Below are 23,138 nucleotides of genomic sequence, written 5' to 3'. Positions count from 1 at the left end.
TCCACCTACGGCGTCGTATGAGAGAGCCGCGGCGACGCGACGAGATAGGTGCAGGGCGCGAGTCGCCCGTCGGTGAACCCGTCATCCGTGGCGACCCCGCGGTCACCGGCGAGCGCGCGCAAGAAGCCGCCCGCTTCGACCCCGACGACCCAGAGAGCCTCGCCGCCGCCGCAGAGACGGTGCGCAACTTCGCCAACAACACCATCGGCGACGAAGACTACGTCTACATGCTCGAAGGCGCGGCCGCCTGCGCCGCCCTCGTGCGCGGCGAAGGGTCCTACAAAGCTGCAGCCGCCCGCGCCGACGGCGGCGTCACCGTCTCCTTTATCCGCAAGTGGGCGCGCGTCCACGACCTCCCCCGCGCCATCCGTCGCCACGTCGCCCAAGGCGAAATCGCCCCAACCGCCGCCAAACACATCGCCCGCGTCCGAGGCGAATCACGCTTCCTGCTGGCGTGGGCCGTCCTCGACAACGACCTCACCGTCCGGCAGGTGCGCGCCGCCGCGAGCGCCATCAACAACGGTGAGAGCGTCGAAGCCGCCCTCGCAGAACAGGGCGTCCACCCCGGCGAAGTCACCCTCTCGTTGCCGATGAACGCCTACCGCGAACTGCGACGCAAGGCGTCAATTCAAGGCGTGACTCCCAGCGACATCGTCACAGAAGCACTGGACGCCGCGTGGGACGAAGAGTAGCAAACCAGCAGACGGAATCGTAAAGGTTTACCACTAACCACCGGTAGATGGAGGTACAGGGCTGGTAGCTCAGTTAGGCAGAGCGTCTGGCTTTTAACCAGACGGCCAGGGGTTCAAATCCCTTCCAGCCCGCTTTTACGACGAACAACTCCGGCGAGCACCGCGGAGCGTGTGCGAGCCACGCCGTGAGTCGGAGAACGGTAACGAAGGGATTTGAACGAAGGAGCAGTTTGCCTGCGACTGGCGTTCAAATCCAGCGGTCGCTTCCAGCCCGCTACATTCTCTCGCGAGCAACCCGGCGAGCGAGTGCTGTTTCGATGCTGAAGAGATTTGAATCAGGGAGTGAAACGAACGAAGTGAGTGGAATAACCGGGGTTCAAACTCCGATGCGGCAGAGCCGCATCGAGGCTCGCACACGCGCAGCGTGTGCTCACCTTTATCTCAAAACCGAACCCAGAAACAGGCATGAAACTCGTCGCTGACGCACTCTCACTTTTATTGACGGCGACTGGTGTATTTCTCATCCTCGTAAGTCTGGCGACCATTGCAGGGATGCCGTGGACGACCAAAGCAAGCGCGCTTGCGGCGGGGATACAGGTCGGTGGCGCGCTCGTGGCGATGGCTCTCGGTGCGAGTTTTGTGTGGGCTGGAAGAAAAGCGTAGACCGGATTAGCCTTTGTTCGGGAGGTACGCGAAGGTGATCATGAAGATGACCGAGAGGAGGCTCAGGATGATGATGCCCCAGAGACCATTGATGGTGTCTTCGAACTCGGTGATTTCGTGTTCTTGTTCCGCGAAGTTCTCGTAGTTTGGCGAGAGCTGCACTTCCTCTTCTGAGATGAAGTTCGCGACGTACGACTCACCGGAGAGGGTCACGTTGCCAGCCTGTGAGAGTTCGATGGTGTTGGTCTTCGGTGCGAACCACTCGACGGTCGCCCCACTCTCAGACACGCTCTGGACGGTGGTCGAGTTGTTCTGGTACTGGATTTGGTCACCAGTCTGGAACGCTTGGGTGTCGGGTTCAGGGAGGTACTCAGAGAGGAGGCGGAGGCTCTCGTTTTCCGAGTAGACGACGTAGCGCTCGCCGTTGCGGGTGATGGTTTCGTTGTCCACGGCGGGGTCAGCCGCGAGGCGCTGGGTGACGTTGAACTCTTGGTTGAGCGTGAACGTGGTGTAGTTGCTCTGGTTCGGGACGAGGACGCGGTACGTGCCGTCGTTGTACGCCACGGTGGAGTTGTTTGCGAGCGTCGCCGTGTATTGCGCAGACTGGTTTGTCCACTGTAGTTCACCGGCGTAGCTGGCACCGCCACCACCGCCGTGCCCGCCGCCACCCGACTCTTCGAGGGCGATTTTCGTCACCGTGTACGTCCGGTCGCCGACCGTGACCGTGTCGTTCATGCCGTACGTGGGGCTATCCAGTTTGATGTGCGGCTGTTCGGCCGTTGCGATGAGCCCGAAGGCCCCCGCACCGGCAACGACGAAGAACACTGCAAATATGGCCGCGGCGCGTCGTTGCATGCCTGAAGCGTCGAACGGACGCCGTATAACGGTTACTAATGAGTATCGCGAAGTCCCTAAACCGGGAGCCAGCGCGCCTATCTGCGGGGGACAGCCACCAGCCGACTCGCACACCGAGCCAACACGGCGCACGCCGGAGATAGTGTTATATGCTACCGAGTCGCATAACTCGTAAGGGTATCGATGGCTACAATGACCCAGCGAGCAGCATGGATGCACTCCGCTGACCACAGGATTCTGGACTATCTCCAGCGCGAGCGACCGGACTACGCACCGCTGATTGCCAACCGGCTCGGTATGCACTTGAAATACGTCGAACAGCGCCTCGAAGTGCTCTGCGCGTATGGATTACTCGAAGCAATCAGCGACGAGGTCGTCTACCGCATCACCGACACCGGGGTGGCCTATCTTGAAGGCGGGCTTGACCCGACCACGCTTACACCATCGAGCAAGCAAGAGCACTAAAACGTGAGGTGAGAGGACGACGAGGGCATGTCGTCGCCGTCGTCGATGCCACCCTCACGGACGAACCTGCATTTTGCGTCCGTAAGATACACGTCGCCGTCTTCGAGCGTTACGTCCACCGCTACGAGCGTCGAACCAGCGGCTTTGCCGTTGTCACAGTAACCCGAACAGCCGTCGAACATCGACCTGCGCTTTGGACAGATGAGCTCGCCATCGCGGATGGCTGCGCCCATCCCGCGGTCGAGTCGCTGGTCGGTTTCGTGCTGGCAGAAGTTCTTCCATGCCGCGACGCAGTCTGCGAGATTGACGAGGATGACTTCTTCTTCGCGTCCATCGAGTTCGCGCACGGTGAACAGGTACGACTCGTTTTCGGAGAGGGCTGAGAGAGAACAGAGCTGCGTCCCGCGAGGCATACCCAACCTGCGGACAGCGCGGCCTTCAATTCACCGTCCCGCCACATCCACGGGCTTTATCGACGTGGCCTCCGCTCCGTGACACAATGAGACTCTACAACGCGGCAAAGCCGATTCTGTTCAGGCTTCCGCCCGAGACGGCCCACGGGCTGGCACACCGCTTTCTCGGCGCGGTCGATGGCACGCCCGTCATGAGCGCGATGCGTCGGGCCTACACCGTGGACGATGAACGCCTTCGAGTTCGGGCGTTCAACCAGCAGTTCGAGAATCCGGTTGGCGTGGCCGCCGGATTCGATAAGAACGCAGAGATTCCCGGCGCGCTCGCCGGACTCGGCTTCAGCCACGTCGAAGTTGGCGGCGTCACCGCAGAACGCCAACCCGGCAACCCGAAACCGCGCATGTTCCGCCTCCCCGAGGACGAGGCGCTCATCAACCGCATGGGGTTCAACAACGAGGGCGCAGACCTGATTGGCGAACGTCTCGCAGACGTGGACGTGGAGTTCCCACTCGGGATCAACATCGGGAAATCGAAGGCAACACCGCTCGAAGACGCCGCAGACGACTATCTGTACACCTACGAGCGTGTCAAAGACGGCGGCGACTATTTTGTGGTGAACGTCTCCAGTCCGAACACGCCGGGCCTGCGCGAACTCCAGAACCGCGAACCACTCGAACGAATTTTCAGCACCCTTCAGGACGCAGGCGCGAGCCCGCTGCTCGTGAAACTCTCACCCAATCTCACGAACGCCGCCGTCGAAGACGCGCTCGCCGTCGTCGATGAACTGGACTTAGACGGCGTCGTCGCAACCAACACCTCGACCGACCGCCCGGCGCACCTCCAGAACGCGAACAGCGCCCAGACCGGCGGTCTCTCCGGGAAGCCAATCGAGGGGCGCGCTACCGAGATGATTCGGTTCGTCGCAAAGCGCACGGACAAACCCGTCGTCGGCGTCGGCGGCATCGACTCTGCACGCGGCGCCTACGAGAAAATCAAAGCAGGCGCGAGCGTCCTGCAACTCTACACTGGCCTCGTCTATCACGGCCCCTCCATCGCCCGCGACATCAACAAAGGCCTGCTGAAACTCCTCGAAGAAGACGGCTACGACAGCGTCGAAGCCGCCGTGGGCGCAGACCTTCCCTGATTACTGCAGTGCTGAGAGGTCGAATTCGAAGCCAACGACCGGCAGTTCGAGACCGTGTTCGACGAGCACTTTCGGATGCAGTTCGCCGATGACACCGGCTTCCTCGCCCGCTACGACGACTGCGGCGGTGCGCCCGGCGATGAATGACGGGTGCGCTGTGGCCGGAGTTTCGAGTTCCACGTCGAAGGCACGACAGAGCGCCTGCAGGCGGGCTTTCGCGTCCTCGTAGGACACGTCGTTGCCGGCGAGAACGGCGGCGACGTGGCGAGCTTCTGCGACCCGCGTGTTGAGCGAATCGTCGCGGTGGGCGACGAAGCCGATTTCCGCCAAGTTCTGTGGGTACGCCCGGTGGGTGTTGTTCTCTAAGACCATCATGAGCGACGGGAGATTCCACGTCCGGAGCATGGTGTACTCCTCGCTGTACGGTTCGGTGATAGTCGCGGGCGTCTCCGCACCAAGACCGTCGTCTTCGGGCGCGATGCCCATTCGCTCGAAGTTCTCGACTTCGCTCGTCATGTGGAAGTTGAGCAGGTCCTGGAAGCCAAGCCCGACGAGCGTGTCGCGGGCGGCGGTTTCGAGCCGAGAGCGCTCGTGGAGGCCGCCAACTGTCGACACGTCCGGGTACTTTGGTTCAAGGTCGTTGAAACCGTAGGCCCGCCCGATGTCGTCGACGATGTCGAGCGGGTGGAGCACGTCCACGCGGTACGGTGGAACGGATACCTCGTAGGCGAGTTCGTCGTCGCCGATCGTCTCGACTTCGGCGTCGAGTCCGGCGCGTTCGAGCAAGTCCACGATGTCTTTTTCCTCGAAGTCGAGGCCGAGCAGTTTCTCGACGCGCTCGTGGGTGACAGTTTTCGTCTCCACTTCGAAGTCGGGGCGCGTGAGTTCGTGGTCTGGGTACTCGACGGTGACCTGTTCGACAGTGCCACCGCGGGCGTCAAGCGCGTAGCAGATGATGTTGCACATCCGGTCGATTGTCCACTGGTCGGTGCCCGTGAGTTCGATGAATAGGTCGCGCGAGTCCGTCGAAACCTCGGTGCGACGGCCGTTGATGACTGGCGGGAACGAGAACAGGCCAATGTCGTCGTAGATGGCGGGATACCGGTCTAACTCCTCCACCAAGTCTGCGTACTTTGTGCCCGTCTCGTGTTCCGTGAGCACTTCGCGCGGGGTGAGTTCTTGGTCTGAATCGAGTGCAACGAAGGTGACGCCGTCGGGGTCGACACCCTTGTACGTGATGCACTGCTCACCCGCCTCGTCGGTCGCTTTCGCGCCCTTCAGCATGGTCAGGTCGTGGACGCCGATTGCGCCCTTGGCGCGTTTGCGCCCCATCGTCGCGTGGAGTTTTTCCTGTAACTGGATGAGCGATTCGAGCCCCTCGTCTGAGAGGTTCACGCCGCGGACGATTGCCCCCGTCACGTAGGGGCGTTCTTCCGGGACAGACGCGTCGACGACAATCGACCAGTCCGCGTCGTTCGTCCGCGGGATGTAGACGCCGCGGTCGTCGCCATACTGGTAGCGAAGCGACCGGGCGACACCCTCGACCGAGAGCCGGTCAAGCCGGTCTGGGGCGAACTCCAGTTGGAACTCGCCGTCGTCGGTTTCGCCCTCGAATTCGAGGCCGAGGCCGAACAGGTCATCTTTCAACTCGTCGTCGCTCTTTTCGTCGTGGCCGGTCAGGCGGCGCAGTTCGTCTGGGTCAACGTCAACAACGGGCATTAGTAGACTACCTCCACGTTCCGCAGCAGGTCAAGGTCACACAGCGTGCCGTGTACGTCGCGGATGTCTTCGAAGCCGTGCATCAACATGAGCAACCGTTCAAGCGCAAGTCCCCACGCCATCACGTCGCACTCGACGCCGAGGGGGTCGAGCACTTCGCGGCGGAAGATGCCACTGTTCCCAATCTCGATGATTTCGCCCGTCTCTGGGTGGCGACCGAACAGCTCGAAGCTCGGTTCGGTGTACGGGTTGTAGTGGGGTTTGAACTCCAAGTCGGTGATGCCGAACTGCTCGTAGAACTCGGTGAACGTCCCCATCAGGTCGCGCACCGAGAGGTCGTCGGCCATGACCCAGCCCTCGATTTGGTAGAATTCGAGCAGGTGGGTCGGGTCGAGCGTGTCGTTGCGGTACACCTTTTCGACGGAGAAATGGCGGGATGGCTTTTCGAGTTCCCCGACCTCGTGGCCGGAGAGATACCGCATTGAGAGCGAGGTGGTGTGGCCGCGGAGGTCGATTGCGCGGGCTACGTCCTCGGTCCACGGCGAGTGGTAGCCCTCGCCGTCGTCGCCTGCCCCGTAGAGATGGGCGTTGTGCACTCGCTCAAGGAGGCCTTCGGGGAGAGATTCCATCGGCGGCACGTCGAGGGCGAACTGGTCCCAGTGGGTGCGCGCCGGGTGGTCTTGGGGCATGAACAGACAGTCGTTAATCCAGAACTCGCTGTCTGCGTGTGGGCCTTCCATCTCTTGGAAGCCCATGCCGACGAGCACGTCTTTGACGCGGTTTGCCGTCTGGCGGAGGATGTGCTCTTTGCCGCCGAGATACTGCTCTGCGTCGGCTTCGACGTTGTACTCGGCGAACTCGACGTCTTCCCAGTCGCCGGAGGTGAGCATCTCGGTGGTGAGTCGGCCAACGGTTTCTGCCACGGAGACGCCCTCCATGAGGGCATCGACACCCGCGTCGGTGAGGCGCACCGAGCGGATGGCCGATTCAGATACGTCGACGAGGTCGCGACGAGAGAGCTGAGAGAGAACGTCGCTATCTTCGATGGAATCGCCCGCGACGAGCGCGGCGAGCGCGTTGGCTTCTTCGTCTGCTTCAGGGTCGGCGTCTGCATTGACGGATACCTTGCCGCTGTCAATCGAGCCGTAGCCTTTGCGCGCGAAATTCGAGAGCGCGATGTTGACTTGTGGGCCGCCGAGGCCGGATGCGCCGATGATGCGGCCCATTTCGACGGCGTCCTCGGCCGCACCCTGTTCGAGTGCCGCATTGTAGAGGCGGACTTCGGGAAGGCCGTCCTCGGCATAGTCGAATCCTTCGTCGGTGACGGTGACGGTCTCTGCAGTCTCCTCAGAAACGGTGACGAGGCCCTCGGCTTCGAGCGCGAAGGCGGCTCCAGCGACCGTCTCTGCGGGGAGGTCGGTGGCCTCCGCCAGTCGGGAGAATGTCTGTGCGTCTGTGGCGGACGCGGCCTCTAAGACCGCGACCTGTGGTTCGGGTAGTTTCATTATTTGGTGTTGTCGCGTACACTGCGAGCAAGTCAGTTAGCGGTTCCGGATACGCTCACGTCGGTTTCCTCTGGCCCGAAAGCCGGATTCCACCGCCGCGCTATTCAGAACCGAAAAAAGCCGAACCCGGGGGTCAAACGAGAGTCGTCGCCGGTCAACACTGGCGTGGGTTCGGGTGCCATATCCGGTGATACGAGCGGATTCGCTAAAAAGCGTTCCGGACACACCCCACATGAGTCAGAACGCATTCCGAGATGTCCGTGACGCATACCGGTTCACACCGACAATTACCGGAAATTATTGACGTTACCAATATATTGAAATAATATTTTTCTGCTGTGGCCACATATCCTGTGAGTACAGTCCGGGCAGCCTGCCCGAAACCCGCCGCACAAATGAACGCAACCTACGCAGACGACACGGTCATCGAATGGAACGATTTCTACGAAAACGGCGAATACGAGCGTATCGCCTACATCGGCGAGGAGGCGATGCCGAAGCTTCTCCGCCGGTTTTTCGAGCGCCACGGCGCGCCCGAGAGCTTCGCCTCCATCGGCTGTGGCCCGGCGGCTGCCGAGTTCGCCCTCGCCCCAGACTACCCGGACACCGCGTTCTACGGGTACGACATCTCAGAAGCCGTCATCGAGGACAACGCCACCCACGCTGCCCGCGAAGGACTCTCGAACATGCACTTCGACGTGGCGAGTCTTCCAAATCTCGGCATCGACCGCCGCTTCGACGTGGTGTACTGTCTCGCCACGCTCTACTTTGTGGACGGCGTCGATGACTCGGTGAACGCCCTCTACGACCTCGTCAAACCCGGTGGCTACCTCATCTTCAACTACCCGAATCGGTACACGATGTGGACGTTCGACGCGGCGTTCGAAGGCAGTCGCCGCGACCTGTTCCACCGTGTCGTCGACGGCAAAAACCTGCTCTCCTACGAGCGCATTCGGCACCTGCTCGACGCGAACCCCAAGAGCTACTGGAAGCTGATGGATGCAGAAGCACTCCCCTTTGTCGGCCGTGACACGCCGTGTGTCTACCTGCGAAAACCAGAGAATTAGCGACTCAGCGGCGCGACGAGACGAGTTCGATGTCCGCGTCCTCGAGGAGATGTTCGACCTCTGCGCGCTTTTCTTGGTGGTCTTCTAAGAACTCCTTCATCAGCTCTGCGGCCTGCTCTTTACAGCCACCGCAGAGGCGTTCGCCGCCGACACACTCGTCGTAGACTTTCTTCGCGAAGGCGTCGTCGTCGGCCGCGAGCAGGTAGGCGTACAGTTCGTACACCGGACACTTGTCGGCCTCGCCACCGAGTTCGCGCTGTTCTTCTGCGGTCGAACGGCCGCCCGTCGTCGCGGATTTCACCTTGTCGTAGCCGTCCTGTGGGTCGTCGAGCAGGCTGATGTGACTCGCCGGAATCGAAGAGGACATCTTCCCGCCCGTGAGGCCGGTCATGAAGCGGTGGTAAATCGAGGACGGCGCGTAGAAGCCGTAGCCGCCGGTGTCGAGTTCCACGCTGCGAGCCAACTCCTCTGCCTCCTCGCGGGTGAGTTCGAACGAGTCGATGTGCTCGTCGTAGACGCGTTTTTCGCCAGAGACGGCTTCGATGAGCGCGTCGAACGCCTCGGGTGTCGCATTTCGGTCAACGAACCTGACCCGTGGTTCGAGCGGCTCTTTGCCCGCAGAGTCGAGTTTGGCGACGACGCTGTCGAAGCCGTCGTCTGCGGGATTGCCGTGTTCGCGGAGCCACGCTGCGGCGTCCTCACAGCGGACCGTTTCGCCATCGTCCGCAGAAAGCGCGCCGTAGGCCGCCCCGAGCAGTTCGAGTTCGTCGCCGCTCGCCTCGAAACTGGCGAAGGCTTTGGTGACGCCGAAATAACGCATCCGCGCCGCAAGGTCGCGGGCGAGGCGAACGTGCGGGTCTTGGTCGGGGCCGACCGGAATAACCGTCGGCTTTGGCTCGTCGAGTTGCGGGTACAGGATGTCCGCCATCTGTGTGACGACGCTCTGCATGTGCGAGACGTCCGTCTCGCCGTCGAAGCCGTAGATGTTCTCCAATTCGGAGAAGTTGGCCTTGATGCCGAGTTCGAAGGCGAGGTCTTGCAGGCCGCGGTTCTCGGATTGGCGGTAGAGTTCGCCCTTCTCGGGGTCGAAACCGAGCGCGAGCAGGCTCAGCAGGTAATCGCGAGAGTGCTCGTCGATTTCTTCCCACGAGAGGCCGCGGGCGGCGTGGGCTTCTAAGTCTGCGATCAGGGCGTAGGCGTCTGCGCCCTGCTGTTGATGCCAGATGATTTCGTCAAAGACGAGTTTGTGGCCGATGTGCGGGTCGCCCGTCGGCATGAACCCCGAGAGCGCGGCGGTTGGCTTGCCCGCGGCCATTGCCTCAAGGACAGCGCGGTAGTCGCGGTGGCCAAAGATGACCCCGCGGCGCATCAGGTAATGTGGATGTTCCACGTCCCCGAGCAGGTCGTCGAACTCCTCGATGCCGAACTCCTCGAACAGTTTGCGGTAGTCAGCGATGGTCGACGAACCCCACGGGTCGAGCGTCGTCGCATCTGTCTCGCCCGTTGCTCCCGTGTCATGTTCTGTATCGCGTGTCATGGTGTGAGTCGACCTACCGACAACCAGGTCTCTGTTCCGTCGTTCGCATCCGTCAGCGCAAAAACCATTCGTTTTCTGACCCCGTGGGCGAGGCGCACGTCGAGCGCCAACTCGCGCAGGGCGAAGGCGTGGTCGCGTTCGAGCACCCGAATCAGGTACTCAGAGTGGCTCAGGTCGGAGACGGATTCCACCGCTGCGTAGGTCCGAAAGTCAGCGCCGAATTTGAAGCCCGTCTTGGGGACGACGTTCCGGTCGCGCAGTTCGGTGTACACCGTCAGCCGTCGGTCGAAGCGGTCGCCTTCGACGGCGTGGCCGTGTGCTCTGAGCGCGTCTGCACCTCCTTCGACCGAGAGCGTCCCGTTGTCGGCGAGATACGCGGCTTCGAGCAACGAGAGTTGCACCGGGCCGTCTTCCATCCGGCGGCCGCCGAGTGGCTGGCCGTAGAACGCAGCCGTATAGAGGTCGCTCGGCGGCTCCCAGACGACGACACGGTCGTCGATGAGCGTCCCCGAACAGGCGGGTAAATCGAACGTCGAGGTGCCCTCGATGTCGAGGTCGTCGGTGTCGAAGTAGGTGATTTCACCCTCCTCGTCCACCACAGCGAGAACGAGGTCGCCAAGGGAAGCCGCCGGAACGCGCTGGCGCTCGCCAACGGCGCGGACGCGGTAGGCAATCTCGTCGTTCCACGGGCCGTTGCCGCGGGGGAAGACCACGAAGTCCTCGTCGCCGGTCGGTTCGACCCAGCCCTCGCGTGCGGGGGAGAGATAGAAGCCGCGGTCGCGGAGGTCGCGGTAGACCTGAAAGCGGACGGCGAAGCCGTCGCCAGTGACGTGGGAGAAGAACGCCTGAAAGTCCATTCCATCGACTGTGTCGAGGTCGCCGCGAAAGAGCAGATGCGCCGCTTCGACGGGGTCGAGTTCGACCTCGTTGCCCCCGAGCGGGCGGCCGTAACCACGGGCGTCGTAGTACTGCTGGCGGGCGTTTCCGCCAACCCGGACGACGCCGTCTTCGAGCGTGCCGTTCATGCCTATTTGCTGGTGGCTGACGACAAAGGGCCTGCGGTCAGACGGCGTCGCAGGTGGCGTCGAGACACTGATGGCCCGACGCCGTTTCGAATTGGGGCAGGCCACACGGACAGTCGCCCGCGTGCAGGCCGGTCGGGAACGCGAAGCCAGTCTCGCACTCCGGGTAGTTTTCACAGCCTGCGATGAGACTGCCCCGTCGGAGGATGTGCAGGTCGCCATCGCACTCTGGACACTGCCATTTCCTGTCGAACTCGGCCTGAATCAGCGCATCGAGTGACTCACACGACCGGTCGATACAGAGCTCGAATGCGTTGCCGTGGGTGGCGCGCATTTGTGGAAGGCCGCAGTCGGCGCACTGCTCGTCCAGAATTTCTGCGTGCTGCGGGAGACCGAAGGCGGCATCGCAACCGAGACAGGAGACAGACTTTCGAGTTTTAACGAGCGAACTCTTGCACGCGGGACACGTGCCTACCGGTGTCCCCGCGTTGCTCGCCGGAACGCGGGCTTCGGTGTGCTCGTCGTGGATTGTGACCGTGAGCGTCTCGTCGCCGTCTGTGGCGATGATGGCCGCATCGCTCACAGAGAGCGTTTCTGCGCGGGTGAGCCACGCGACGGGTTGGTAGCCGTCTGCGTCGTGGACGAGCAGTGTGTTGTCGGGCTTTGCGACCACGACGACGTGGCCGCGGGCGGTCTGTTCGCGGGTTCCGTCGACGCTAATCGTACAGTCGCCAGCGAGGACGCGAATCGAGTCGGGCATGGCCCGGACTGGCCGCGTGTTGGTATAAAAATCTCAGTCCACGCGAACGGTTTTTCGCTCGACTTGCGGCAACAGCGGCAGGTCGGGGAACGCGACGTGGACGGCGTACTCAATCTCCTCGAAATTCCCGCCGAAGACGGGAACGAGCAGCGTGTCTTCGCCAAGATACGACGCCTTCGCAGAAACTTCCGTGTCGTTGCCCGTGACTCGAAGGCCGGCGCGCGCGCCGCCACTGGTGTTTTTGACGTGGACTTCGCGCATGTCGTTTTGGCCTTTTGAGATTGTTGTCGGGAAGTCGCCCCAGTCGAGTTCGACGCTCGGGAGTTTGCGGGCGGCTTTGAAGACCCGCTCTGCGACACCCTCAGAGAGCCCGGCATCGATGAGGCCGTCTACGCCTGCGGCGCGCACGTCTTCTGGCGTTTCGATGCCCTCTCCAGCGAGTTTGTGCGCACGCCCCGAGCCGACGCCGTCGATGGCGGTGAGGCCAACGGCAGCGCTCGAAATCCCGGTTTCGACGCGGGCTTCGACGCGGCGGGCGAGGTTCGCAGTCTCCGCGGTGTCGAAGCGTTCTAAGAACGACTGCATCGCCGCGAGCAGGCGGCGGGCGTTCTGCTGGATGACCCACGCATCGCTTCGGAGTTCCGGCGGCGTCCCGCCGTTCATGCTGGCTCTGAGGATGGCGAGCACTTTGCGCTGACCGGGTTCCATGCTGTCTGGCGTGTTCTGCCCGACGAGGATGGCGTTGATGGCGTCGCGCTCTGACTGGCGCGCGCTCACGCTGTCGAATTCGGCGGCGCAAGCGACGGTTTCTAAGATAGACGCTTCGTCGATGAAATCCCGGTCTGCGAGGCGTTTGAAGCGTTCTGCGGTGGCGAGTCGGAGGTAGAATTTCGAGGCGAGAACGCCGAGGCCGGTTCCATCCACGCCCAAATTGTCGTCCATCTCGACGAATCCTCTAGAAACGAGTCCCGAGAGCGCGTTTCGCACGCGGTCGCGGAGGCCGTCAAAGTCGTATTCGGCCGGTTTCGAGCGGGCGCGGACGGCGTAGAACGTGGTGTCGAGCCAGCTCATCACGTCGTCTAAGTCTCGAAGGGTTCCCATCGAGATTTCCGCGTTCAGGTGGGCGTCCAAGTCGTCTGCGAGGCGGGATTCGATTTCCTTGCCCTCGCGGAGCAGGTTGCGGTACTTGTCGGCTTCAGAGCGGTCACAGACCACCCAGCCGTAGCCCACGTCGTCGTAGCCCGGTCGCCCGGCGCGCCCGAGCATCTGGAGCACGTCGAGGGGGCTCATGTCCACCTCGCCTTCGAGTGGGTCGTGGAGTTTGGTGTCGCGGATGACGACACATCTTGCTGGCAGGTTTACGCCCCACGCGAGCGTGGACGTGGAGAATAAAAGCTGAATCTTCCCCTCGCGGAACCACTTTTCGACGGCGTCCTTGTCCTCTTTCGAGAGCCCTGCGTGGTGGAACGCGACCCCATCGGTCACCGAATTTTTGAGCGTGTTGTTCTGGAGTTTTTGGGCGTCCGTATGAAAATCGTAGTCGCCGCGTGCGCCAATCGGGATGTCGCGCTCTGCGAGTTCGTCGCGGGCTTTTTTCGCCGCCTGCACCGTATCCTGACGGCTGGCGACGAACACGAGCGATTGCCCGCCGTCTCTGATATGCGGCTCTGCGAGGTCGATGGCGCGATACAGGCGGCGGTACTTGTCTGCAAACGAGTTGTCCCCGTGGGTGTACGTCTGGACGTCTGCGTGGAGGTCAACCGGGCGGTAGGCGTCATCGAATTCGAGCGTCGTTTCTGGCACCGCACCGAGCCAGTCGGCGACGTCTTGGATGTTCGGCATGGTCGCAGAGAGCGCGACGATGCGCGGATTACACAGCCGACGGAGACGCGAGACAGTGACTTCAAGGACGCTGCCACGGCGGTCTGAGTCGAGCAGGTGCACCTCGTCGATGACACAACAGGTGACGTCGGTGATGAACGAGTAGCGCGGCGAGTCGTGTTTGCGGGTGGCCGAGTCCGTCTTCTCGGGCGTCATCACGAGGATGTCTGCGCGCTCTGCGCGCCGGGAGTTCAGGTCGCGTTCGCCCGTGACGACGTAGACGGAGTAGCCGAGGTCTTCGAAGCGTTCCCACTCAGATTCCTTCTCGTTGGTGAGCGCGCGAAGCGGCGCGATGAACAGCGCCTTGCCACCGTCTGCGAGGGCTTTACAGATAGCGAGTTCTGCGAGGGCGGTTTTGCCACTCGCCGTGGGCGCGCTCGCAACGAGGTTCTCCTCGCGGTGTAAAATCGCGGGCAACGCCTCGCGTTGCATCTGGTTGAACTCCTCGAACGGGAACACGGCTTCGAACTGCGGGATTGCCTCTGCGACTTTCACACGAGGCACCTCACAGTGGCAGGGAACGGGAGAGAGACCGCCATCTGGTAGCACCTTAGTCGCCCTGCCAAAAGGCGTTTCCTAGTCGGCCGCGCTTGCACTCGCCCGTTTGAACATGCCACTGCTCGTAGAGTGATAGAAGTAGACGCCAAGCCCAACGGCGGCGGCGATGTTCGAGAGCGTCACCGCCCAGAACACGGCGTCCATCCCAAACGTGAGGACGAGGCCGCCAACGGCGGCGATAGGCAGACGCACGCCCCAGTACTGGATGAGCGAGGCGTACATGCTGACTTTCGTCCGGCTTGCGCCGTTGAACCCCGCCTGAAACAGGTAGATTGCCCCCAGCGCGGGGTAGCCGTAGGCGAGAATGCGCAGGTACTCGACCGAGAGCGCGAGGCTGTCTGCTGAGAGTTCGGGGACGAACAGCGTCGTGAGCGCAACGGGGAACAGCCACTGGACAAGCCCAATGAGCCCGAGCCCACCGGCGGCGAGGCGAACCCCGAGCCACGTCGTCTGTTTCGCCCGCGTTAGATTTTTCGCCCCGAGATTCTGCCCGACGATGCTCTGGGCGGCTTGTTGCAGACCCTGTGCGGGGATGAACGCAACACTCGCCACGCGCGCACCGACGACGTAGGCTGCGATACCCGCGACACCGCCAACAGCGAAGACGACGACGACGATGATGAGGCGCACAATCTGGTTCGCGCTCTGTTGGACGGCCGTGGGAAGCCCCACACTGAAGATGGAGCGCAGTTCCGCCACGTCGAACACGAACGACTGGTCAGAGAGCATCCCGCCGTTGCGCCCGCGGAGGATGAACACGAGGCCAAGGCCCATCCCCGTGGTGTAGCCAATGACCGTTGCAAGCGCCGCCCCCGCGACACCAAAGCCCTCGATTGGGCCGTAGCCGAAGATGAGCAGTGGGTCTAACACGATGTTCACGACGACCGCGGTGAGGTTCATCCAGAGCGACGCACGCGAGTCACCCCACGCGACCAACCCGGCTTCGAGCGTGTCGCCGAGGGCGATAAGCGGGAGACCGAGCGCAATCACACCGAGATACGCCACGGCCATCGCGGGAACCGTCCCGTCGACGCTCATCGGGTTCGCGCTCACGAGGAGCGACGTGAGCGGCCGGGCGGCGACAAAGGCGAGTGCGCCGAGCAGGACACCCATCCCGAGGGCGATGTAGATGCCAGCACCGAACGACTGGCGGGCGCCAGCGAGGTTATCGCCGCCGATGCGTTGTGAGACGCGAATCTGTGTCCCGACGTAGGGAATGAAAATAGAGAGCGAGAACAAAAGCGCCATCGCGGGAGCCGCAAGCCCAACGGCGGCCACAGCGTCGCCGCTCAGCCGACCGAGGAAGATGAGGTCAACAATCTGAACAACAACTTGCACGAAGTTCTGCACCAGTAGCGGCGTCGAGAGAACCAGCAACGCGCGGAGTAACGGCCCATCAGTGATGTCAGCCGGAGAGAGGGTAAAGTTTGGACGCCACATTCTGAAAGATATAGTACAATAATGCGCCCAGATACATATATTTGTCAGGGAATCTCGCGAGGAAGAATACCACGGCATTTGTGAACAAAGCTGAGTACAGCAACCCAACTATGGTGCGCGTATCGACACCAGTTCACAGGGAGAAATCGGGGTTACCTTAGCTTTTTGTCCCCGTGCCTCCAGACATTTGCTAATGAGTCGCTCGCGGAAGCCTGACTGGCTGAAGATGCGTCCACCATCCGGCCAGCAGTTTACCAAAATCAAGCAAACCCTGCGCGAGCACAACCTCCACACCGTGTGCGAGGAGGCCAGTTGTCCGAATCTCGGTGACTGTTGGAGCGGTCGCAACGGGCCGGGCACGGCGACGTTCATGCTGATGGGCGACCGCTGTTCGCGGGGCTGTAACTTCTGTGACGTACAGACCGGCGGGATGGAACCGCTCGACAAAGACGAACCCACGAACGTGGCAGAGGCAATCGCCGAGATTGGCTTAGACTACGTCGTGCTCACCTCGGTCGACCGCGACGACCTTCCCGACCAAGGGGCGGGCCACTTCGCAGAGACCATCCGCGAAATCAAGCGCCGCGACCCGGGCATTCTCGTCGAAGTCCTGATTCCTGACTTCCAAGGCGAACCCGAGTTGGTGCGAAAAATCATCGACGCAAAACCGGACGTCATCGCGCACAACATCGAGACGTGCGAACGCCTCCAGTGGCCAGTCCGGGACAAACGGGCGGCCTACGACCAGAGTCTCTCGGTGCTCGAACAGGTCGTAGACGAGTCTGAAATTTACACGAAAACGAGCATCATGCTCGGCGTTGGCGAGTACGACCACGAGGTGTACCAGACGCTCTCTGACCTCCGTGAGTCGGACGTTGACATCGTCACCCTCGGCCAGTATCTCCAGCCGTCGCGTCGTCACCTCGATGTGACCGAGTTCGTCCACCCAGACCGATTCGACGTCTGGCGACAGGTGGCAGAAGAAGAGCTCGGTTTCCTCTACTGTGCCAGCGGGCCGATGGTTCGTTCTTCGTACAAGGCTGGCGAGCTGTTCGTGGATGCAATCTTGCGGGAAGGCAAGACCGTAGAACAGGCCCGCGAAGAGGCACGGGCCGCCTCACATTCGGCCTGAGTCTGCTGGTTTCACCCGGCGTTCTTGCGTGAGTGACGCACTGTCGAACCAGAGTGTCACTTGATTCTTCATCAAACTTCATATTCGACCAGAATTGTCCAGTGACAATACGCATATTTGAGTTATAACACCATAATTTCGGCCCAAAGTGGATGATTCTCTAAGAAAGTCCGGCAAGAATAGGAGTTACCCAAAGGGATTTACGAAAACACTTTAACCAAGGATGATGACTTTTTGCTCATGTCAGGAAGGTGGGTTCGACCGTGAGCACGCTTCAGCGTGACCCCAGCGACCAGGTACAGATTCTCGACGATGAGGGCAACGTCTTAGAAGGTGCAACCGTCCCCGACCTCGACGACGAGACACTCGTGAGCATGTACCAGAACATGACACTCGCTCGTCGATTCGACCAGCGGGCGGTCAGTCTCCAGCGCCAAGGCCGGATGGGAACCTACCCCCCACTCTCGGGGCAGGAAGGGGCCCAGATTGGCAGCGTCATGGCACTCGAAGACGAAGACTGGATGTTCCCCTCCTACCGCGAACACGGTGCCGCACTCATTCGCGGCCTGCCACTCAAGCAGACACTCCTCTACTGGATGGGCCACGAAGACGGCAACAAACCGCCGGAAGACGTGAACATCTTCACTGCCTCCGTCCCGATTGCGACGCAGGTGCTCCACGCCACCGGCGCGGCGTGGGCCTCGAAGCTCAAAGGCGAGAACAAAGCGTTCATCTGTTACTTCGGTGACGGCGCGACGAGCGAAGGCGACTTCCACGAAGGGCTCAACTTCGCGGGCGTCTTCGACACGCCGAACATCTTCTTCTGTAACAACAACCAGTGGGCGATTTCCGTGCCCCGCGAACGCCAGACTGCGGCGAAAACCATCGCCCAGAAAGCCGTTGCCTACGGCTTCGAGGGCGTCCAGGTGGACGGCATGGACCCACTCGCCGTCTACAAGGTCACGAAAGACGCCGTGGACAAGGCAAAAGACCCACAGGGCGAACTCCGGCCGACGCTCATCGAGGCCGTCCAATACCGCTTCGGTGCGCACACGACGGCCGACGACCCGACCGTCTACCGCGACGACGACGAGGTCGAACACTGGAAAAAGAAGGACCCAATCCCGCGCTTAGAGAAGTACCTCCGCGGCGAGGGACTCTTAGACGACGAGAGAGTGGACGCAATCGAGCAGGAAATCGAAGACGACGTGGCAGAAGCCATCGCCGCGGCAGAGGCCGTCCCGCGGCCGTCGCCCGACGAAATCTTCGCCCACGTCTTCGAGGAGATGCCCGCCCGCGTCCGCGCCCAGTGGGAGGACTTCGAACAGCTCCGCGAAATGTACGGCGACGACAAACTTCTGGAGGAATAAATGAGCGATACGCAAAATCTCACGCTTGTACAGGCGGTCCGCGACGGGCTGAAAGGCGAAATGGAACGCGACGACGACGTTATCGTGATGGGCGAGGACGTTGGGAAAAACGGCGGCGTCTTCCGCGCCACCCAGGGGCTGTGGGACGAGTTCGGTGACGACCGCGTCATCGACACCCCGCTCGCAGAGTCCGGCATCGTCGGGTCGGCCATCGGCATGGCCGCCTACGGCATGAAGCCGGTTCCCGAAATCCAGTTCCTCGGCTTCATCTATCCCGCGTTCGACCAGATCGTGAGCCACGCCGCCCGTCTCCGCACCCGGAGTCGCGGCCGGTACACCTGCCCGCTCGTGGTTCGCGCACCCTACGGCGGCGGTATCCGCGCACCAGAACACCACTCTGAGTCGAAAGAAGCCTTCTTCGCCCACGAACCGGGCCTGAAGGTCGTCGTTCCTTCGACGCCGTACGACACGAAAGGGCTGCTCGCAAGCGCCATCCGCGACCCCGACCCGGTCATCTTCTTAGAGCCGAAGCTCATCTACCGCGCATTCCGCGAAGAGGTACCAAACGAGACGTACACCGTGCCACTCGGCAAGGCCGCAACCCGCCGCGAAGGGACGGACGTGTCGGTGTTCACGTGGGGTGCGATGACCCGACCGACGCTCGAAGCCGCAGACGAACTGTCCGAAGAGGGCATCGACGTCGAAGTCATCGACCTGCGGACGCTCTCGCCGCTCGACGACGAGGCAATCCTCGAATCGTTCAAGAAAACCGGTCGCGCAGCCGTCGTCCACGAGGCCCCGCTTTCAGGTGGTCTCGGTGGCGAAATCGCCGCGACGATTCAAGAAGAGGCGCTCATGTATCAGGAAGCGCCGGTAAAGCGCATCACCGGGTTCGACACGCCGTTCCCGCTCTACGCGCTCGAAAACTACTACCTCCCACAGGTCGCCCGCATCAAGGAAGGCATCAAAGAGGCCTACGAGTTCTAAGATGGTATTCGAATTCAAGCTCCCCGACGTTGGGGAAGGACTCACTGAGGCAGAGATCGTCAGCTGGCTCGTCTCCGAGGGCGACACCGTCACCGAAGACATGCCGGTCGCCGAAGCAGAGACAGACAAGGCCGTTGTCGAGATTCCCTCGCCCGTAAACGGGACCGTCAGAGAGATTCTCGCAGACGCAGGCGAGATGGTTCCCGTTGGCAACGTCATCATCACGTTCAATGTTGAGGGTGAAGACGAACCGCCAATCGAAGCGGAGACAGAGACGGAACCAGAGAAACCGGCCGAAGCCGAAAAAGCTGCCTCGAACGGCGAATCATCGGCCAAAGGCGGCCGCGTGTTCGCCGCCCCGAGCGCCCGTCGACTCGCCCGCGAACTCGGCGTCGACATCACGACGGTCGTCGGCTCAGGACCGAGCGGTCGTGTGACCGACCAAGACGTTCGCGCCGCCGCGGAAGGTGGCAAAGACGGTGCCCAGGCTGCCGCCGAACCGACAACAGAGCCGGAAGCCGAGCCAGCATCCGACACGACCGAGTCGAGTGGCGCACAGGCCGCCGTCTCGATGCAGAAACCAGCAGACCGCGAGAAGACGCTCGCCGCACCCGCGACGCGCTCGCTCGCAGAAGAACTCGGCGTCGACCTGAACGCCGTGCCGGAGGTCGAAAAACGCGAAGGCCAGTCGTTCGTGACGCCCGAGGCCGTCCGCGAGTACGCAGCGGCCCAGACAGAAGCCAAGCAGGCAGACGTTGCGAGCCTCGCAGCGACCTCGAAAGAGGACGAACGCGTGCCGTACCGCGGTATCCGTCGGACCATTGGCAAGCAGATGGAGCGTTCAAAGTACACCGCTCCACACGTGACCCATCACGACGAAATCGACGTGACCGACCTTGTGGCGATGCGGTCTGACCTCAAGGAAGAGGCAGAAAATCGCGGTGTCAAGCTCTCGTACATGCCGTTCGTCATGAAGGCCATCGTGGCCGGGCTGAAGGAGTTCCCGTACATGAACTCCATGCTCGACGAGGAGGCAGAGGAAATCGTCCTCAAGAAGGACTACAACATCGGCGTGGCCGTGGCGACGGACGCAGGCCTGATGGTTCCCGTCGTGAAAGGCGTAGACCAGAAGGGCATGCTGCAGGTGTCCCAAGAGATGAACGACCTCGTCGGGAAGGCGCGCGACCGCTCGATTGCCCGCAGCGACATGCAGGGTGGAACGTTCACCATCACGAACTTCGGCGCAATCGGCGGCGAGTACGCGACGCCAATCATCAACTTCCCCGAAGTCGCCATCCTCGGACTCGGCGCAATCAAGGAGAAACCCCGTGTCGTGGACGGCGACATCGTGCCGCGCCACATCATGACGATTTCGCTCTCGATTGACCATCGCATCATCGACGGCGCAATCGCGGCACAGTTTGCCAACACGGTCAAGAACTATCTGGAAAACCCCGCACTACTACTACTTGAATAATGGTCGTTGGAGACATCGCAACTGGGACGGACGTATTGGTTATCGGTGCGGGGCCGGGCGGCTACGTGGCCGCCATCCGCGCCGGGCAACTCGGCCTCGACGTGACGATGGTCGAGAAAAACGCCTACGGGGGAACCTGCCTGAACTACGGCTGCATTCCTTCGAAGGCGCTCATCTCCGCCACTGACGTGGCGCATAACGCCGCGAACGCAGAGGACATGGGCATCCACGCAGACCCCGTCGTCGACATGCAGGGCATGGTCGCGTGGAAAGACGGCGTCGTGAATCAACTCACCGGCGGCGTCGAGAAGCTGATGAAAGCAAACGGCGTGAACCTCATGCAGGGCACGGCCGAATTCGCTGGCGAGAACACCGTCCGCGTCGCCCACGGCGGCGAGGGACAGGGCTCTGAGTCCATCGAATTCGACTCCTGTATCATCGCAACCGGCTCGCGCCCATTCGAAATTCCCGGCTTCGAGTTCGACGGCGAACACGTGCTGAGTTCGCGCGAGGCCCTCGCGCTTGACGAGATTCCGGAGAAACTCGTCGTCGTCGGTGCGGGCTACATCGGGATGGAACTCTCGACGGTGTTCGCCAAACTCGGCACCGACGTTACCATCGTTGAGATGTTAGACGACGCGCTGCCCGGCTACGAATCGGACGTTGCCCGCGTGGTCAAGAAAAAGGCCGAAGCACTCGGCATCGAGTTCCACTTCGGCGAGGCCGCAAAGGAGTGGCGCAAAGAGGCGGACGGCATGACCGTCGTCACCGAGAACGAAGACGGTGAAACCTCCGAGTTCAACGCCGACAAGACGCTCGTCGCCGTGGGCCGCCAACCCGTCTCGGACACGCTCAACTTAGAAGCCGTTGGCCTCGAACCCGACGAGAAGGGCTTCCTCCAGACCGACGACCAGTGTCGCACCGACGTAGGTCACATCTACGCCATCGGCGACGTTGCGGGTGAGCCGATGCTCGCCCACAAAGCCTCGAAAGAAGGCCACGTCGCCGCCGAAGTCATCGCTGGCGAACCGTCGGCGCTCGACTACCAGGCCATCCCCGCCGCCGTGTTCACCGACCCCGAAATCGGGACGGTTGGCATGACCCAAGCCGAGGCCGAAGAAGCCGGCTTCGAACCAGTCGTCGGCAAGTTCCCGTTCATGGCGAGCGGACGCGCGCTCTCGACGGGCCACAGTGATGGGTTCGTCCGCGTCGTCGCAGACGAAGAGTCTGGCTTCATCCTCGGCGGCCAGATTGTCGGGGCGGAAGCCTCCGAACTCGTTGCCGAACTCGCGCTCGCGATCGAGATGGGCGCGACCCTAGAGGACCTGACCGCGACGATTCACACCCACCCGACGCTTGCAGAAGCCGTGATGGAAGCCGCCGCCAACGCGAAAGGCGAGGCCATCCACACGCTGAACCGGTAGAAACCCTTTTTCCCATCCCGATTCTCACCGCGTGATACTCACCACGCCGGTATATCGACGCCGCCGCCGAATCTAAACGCATGGAGCGAACTGTCCTGTTTCACGCCGCGTTGAGCGTGTTCGTCGGGCTCGTCGCCGGATTCGGGAGCGGCCTGCTCGTGACCGCGTGGCTCGACCCGCTCGTCTGGCCGTCGGTGTTCGTCGGACTACCGGTGGGCGCCACCATCGCCGTGGCAACCGCGCTTGCGACGTATGCGATACTGGCACGCCGTGCAGAGCGTCGAGTAGATGAACTAACCCAGCGGACGGCGACCCGCATGTGGGCGGCAGTCGCGGGACTCGCTGGGATTGGCGTACTCGCACTGCTCGCAGTCGGTGCGGTCGCACTTGGCGAACTCGGGGTTGGCGTTGGCCTGCTCGCCTTTGGCTTCCCGCTCTGGTATCTCGTCTGTGTGGCTGGGGCGTTCGCGTTCCTCGGCGCGCGACGACGCACGAAGCGCGACCAACCCCGGTCACTCTGAGTGAGAACGCGCAGTAGCGTTAAATCTCAGTCTGACGTATAGAGTAGCCGAGGGTCTTGGGGTAGACCCAGTGGTTTCAAATGGCAATGCGAAAGTACAACCCGTTTGACGAGCTCGAAGAGATGTTCGAACGCATGGGCCGCCAGTTCGAGGATATGCCCGGACGCGGCATGATGGGCATGGCACAGATTATGGTGGACGTAGAGGAACGCGACGAGGACTTCGTCCTCCACGCAGACCTCCCCGGCTTCACCCGCGAAGACATCCATCTCTCGGTGCTCGGCGACCGCGTGTCAATCAAAGCCGAACACGAGGAGTCGATGGAGGAAGAAGACGCGACCTACGTCAAAAAAGAGCGCAAACACCGCACGGTTCGTCGCTCGCTGCACCTCCCCGAAGACGTGAACGGCGACGAAGCGAAGGCGTCGTACAAAAACGGCGTCCTCTCGGTGACGCTGCCGAAAGTCGCTGGCGCGACGAAAGGCAAGCAGATCGACATCGACTAGTC

Annotated in this window: 21 protein-coding genes and 1 tRNA gene; 13 read left to right on the top strand and 9 right to left on the bottom strand. The window is 62.0% G+C overall.

What is annotated here, in order from left to right:
* Positions 1 to 17 precede the first annotated feature (17 nt).
* The 3 genes from V5N47_RS08665 (at position 18) to V5N47_RS08655 (ending at position 1,355) form a co-directional block, all read left to right on the top strand.
* Positions 18 to 692, top strand: coding sequence for a hypothetical protein (locus tag V5N47_RS08665; protein WP_338726892.1), 675 nt, complete (start codon positions 18 to 20; stop codon positions 690 to 692).
* A 58-nt stretch (positions 693 to 750) separates the two neighbouring features.
* Positions 751 to 824 (top strand) — tRNA-Lys (locus V5N47_RS08660).
* A 333-nt stretch (positions 825 to 1,157) separates the two neighbouring features.
* Entirely contained in the window at positions 1,158 to 1,355 is a 198-nt protein-coding gene (locus V5N47_RS08655; protein WP_338726890.1) for a hypothetical protein, read from the top strand.
* A 6-nt stretch (positions 1,356 to 1,361) separates the two neighbouring features.
* On the opposite strand, the gene V5N47_RS08650 is transcribed toward V5N47_RS08655, so the two are convergent.
* Entirely contained in the window at positions 1,362 to 2,210 is an 849-nt protein-coding gene (locus V5N47_RS08650) for a hypothetical protein (protein ID WP_338726889.1), read from the bottom strand.
* Positions 2,211 to 2,423: 213 nt separating this feature from the next.
* Between V5N47_RS08650 and V5N47_RS08645 the strand changes: the two genes are divergently transcribed.
* Positions 2,424 to 2,675 (top strand): DUF2250 domain-containing protein, encoded by a 252-nt coding sequence (locus tag V5N47_RS08645; protein WP_338726888.1) that lies wholly within the window; start codon positions 2,424 to 2,426, stop codon positions 2,673 to 2,675.
* Here V5N47_RS08645 and V5N47_RS08640 read toward each other — a convergent pair.
* On the bottom strand, positions 2,672 to 3,088 hold the full coding sequence (locus V5N47_RS08640) for a Rieske (2Fe-2S) protein (protein WP_338726887.1): 417 nt from the start codon (positions 3,086 to 3,088) through the stop codon (positions 2,672 to 2,674). The two genes, V5N47_RS08645 and V5N47_RS08640, sit on opposite strands and share 4 nt — an antisense overlap.
* 86 nt (positions 3,089 to 3,174) lie before the next feature.
* Here V5N47_RS08640 and V5N47_RS08635 point away from each other — a divergent pair, with 86 nt between their 5' ends.
* Positions 3,175 to 4,230 carry a quinone-dependent dihydroorotate dehydrogenase gene (locus V5N47_RS08635; RefSeq protein ID WP_338726886.1) on the top strand — a complete coding sequence of 352 codons (1,056 nt, stop codon included), beginning with the start codon at positions 3,175 to 3,177 and terminating at the stop codon, positions 4,228 to 4,230.
* On the opposite strand, the gene pheT is transcribed toward V5N47_RS08635, so the two are convergent.
* Complete coding sequence (gene pheT / locus V5N47_RS08630) at positions 4,231 to 5,949, bottom strand: phenylalanine--tRNA ligase subunit beta (protein ID WP_338726885.1); 1,719 nt, start codon at positions 5,947 to 5,949, stop codon at positions 4,231 to 4,233. It abuts the gene before it with no gap.
* Positions 5,949 to 7,454, bottom strand: coding sequence for a phenylalanine--tRNA ligase subunit alpha (locus tag V5N47_RS08625; RefSeq protein WP_338726884.1), 1,506 nt, complete (start codon positions 7,452 to 7,454; stop codon positions 5,949 to 5,951). The genes pheT and V5N47_RS08625 overlap by 1 nt, the downstream gene beginning before the upstream one ends.
* A 353-nt stretch (positions 7,455 to 7,807) precedes the next feature.
* Here V5N47_RS08625 and V5N47_RS08620 point away from each other — a divergent pair, with 353 nt between their 5' ends.
* A complete protein-coding gene (locus V5N47_RS08620; RefSeq protein ID WP_338726883.1) occupies positions 7,808 to 8,521 on the top strand; it encodes a methyltransferase domain-containing protein in 714 nt (237 codons plus the stop codon).
* Positions 8,522 to 8,525: 4 nt separating this feature from the next.
* On the opposite strand, the gene V5N47_RS08615 is transcribed toward V5N47_RS08620, so the two are convergent.
* The 5 genes from V5N47_RS08615 to V5N47_RS08595 form a co-directional block, all read right to left on the bottom strand.
* The gene (locus tag V5N47_RS08615; protein WP_338726882.1) at positions 8,526 to 10,058 is read right to left on the bottom strand and encodes a tryptophan--tRNA ligase; all 1,533 of its coding nucleotides are present in this window, start codon (positions 10,056 to 10,058) and stop codon (positions 8,526 to 8,528) included.
* Entirely contained in the window at positions 10,055 to 11,083 is a 1,029-nt protein-coding gene (endA, locus tag V5N47_RS08610) for a tRNA-intron lyase (RefSeq protein WP_338726880.1), read from the bottom strand. The genes V5N47_RS08615 and endA overlap by 4 nt, the downstream gene beginning before the upstream one ends.
* A 37-nt stretch (positions 11,084 to 11,120) precedes the next feature.
* Positions 11,121 to 11,840, bottom strand: a complete 720-nt coding sequence (locus tag V5N47_RS08605; protein WP_338726879.1) for a DUF91 domain-containing protein — start codon at positions 11,838 to 11,840, stop codon at positions 11,121 to 11,123.
* Positions 11,841 to 11,873: 33 nt separating this feature from the next.
* Positions 11,874 to 14,216 (bottom strand): DEAD/DEAH box helicase, encoded by a 2,343-nt coding sequence (locus V5N47_RS08600; RefSeq protein WP_338726878.1) that lies wholly within the window; start codon positions 14,214 to 14,216, stop codon positions 11,874 to 11,876.
* A gap of 81 nt (positions 14,217 to 14,297) precedes the next feature.
* The gene (locus tag V5N47_RS08595) at positions 14,298 to 15,719 is read right to left on the bottom strand and encodes an MATE family efflux transporter (protein WP_338726876.1); all 1,422 of its coding nucleotides are present in this window, start codon (positions 15,717 to 15,719) and stop codon (positions 14,298 to 14,300) included.
* Between the two features lie 193 nt (positions 15,720 to 15,912).
* On the opposite strand from V5N47_RS08595, the gene lipA reads away from it, so the two are divergent.
* The 7 genes from lipA (at position 15,913) to V5N47_RS08560 (ending at position 23,136) form a co-directional block, all read left to right on the top strand.
* Positions 15,913 to 16,851: a lipoyl synthase gene (gene lipA / locus V5N47_RS08590; protein WP_338726875.1), complete on the top strand. Its 939-nt coding sequence runs from the start codon at positions 15,913 to 15,915 to the stop codon at positions 16,849 to 16,851.
* Between the two features lie 263 nt (positions 16,852 to 17,114).
* The gene (pdhA, locus tag V5N47_RS08585; RefSeq protein WP_338726874.1) at positions 17,115 to 18,221 is read left to right on the top strand and encodes a pyruvate dehydrogenase (acetyl-transferring) E1 component subunit alpha; all 1,107 of its coding nucleotides are present in this window, start codon (positions 17,115 to 17,117) and stop codon (positions 18,219 to 18,221) included.
* Positions 18,222 to 19,208: an alpha-ketoacid dehydrogenase subunit beta gene (locus V5N47_RS08580; RefSeq protein WP_338726873.1), complete on the top strand. Its 987-nt coding sequence runs from the start codon at positions 18,222 to 18,224 to the stop codon at positions 19,206 to 19,208.
* 1 nt (position 19,209) lies between these two features.
* Positions 19,210 to 20,685, top strand: coding sequence for a dihydrolipoamide acetyltransferase family protein (locus V5N47_RS08575; protein ID WP_338726871.1), 1,476 nt, complete (start codon positions 19,210 to 19,212; stop codon positions 20,683 to 20,685).
* A complete protein-coding gene (gene lpdA / locus V5N47_RS08570) occupies positions 20,685 to 22,109 on the top strand; it encodes a dihydrolipoyl dehydrogenase (RefSeq protein ID WP_338726870.1) in 1,425 nt (474 codons plus the stop codon). The genes V5N47_RS08575 and lpdA overlap by 1 nt, the downstream gene beginning before the upstream one ends.
* 80 nt (positions 22,110 to 22,189) lie before the next feature.
* On the top strand, positions 22,190 to 22,630 hold the full coding sequence (locus V5N47_RS08565; RefSeq protein ID WP_338726869.1) for a hypothetical protein: 441 nt from the start codon (positions 22,190 to 22,192) through the stop codon (positions 22,628 to 22,630).
* Positions 22,631 to 22,710: 80 nt separating this feature from the next.
* A complete protein-coding gene (locus V5N47_RS08560; RefSeq protein ID WP_338726868.1) occupies positions 22,711 to 23,136 on the top strand; it encodes an Hsp20/alpha crystallin family protein in 426 nt (141 codons plus the stop codon).
* Positions 23,137 to 23,138: the final 2 nt, after the last annotated feature.

The organism is Haladaptatus sp. DJG-WS-42 (assembly GCF_037198285.1).
GTDB lineage: Archaea > Halobacteriota > Halobacteria > Halobacteriales > Halococcaceae > QDMS2.
This window is presented reverse-complemented; position numbering and strand designations above follow the sequence as displayed.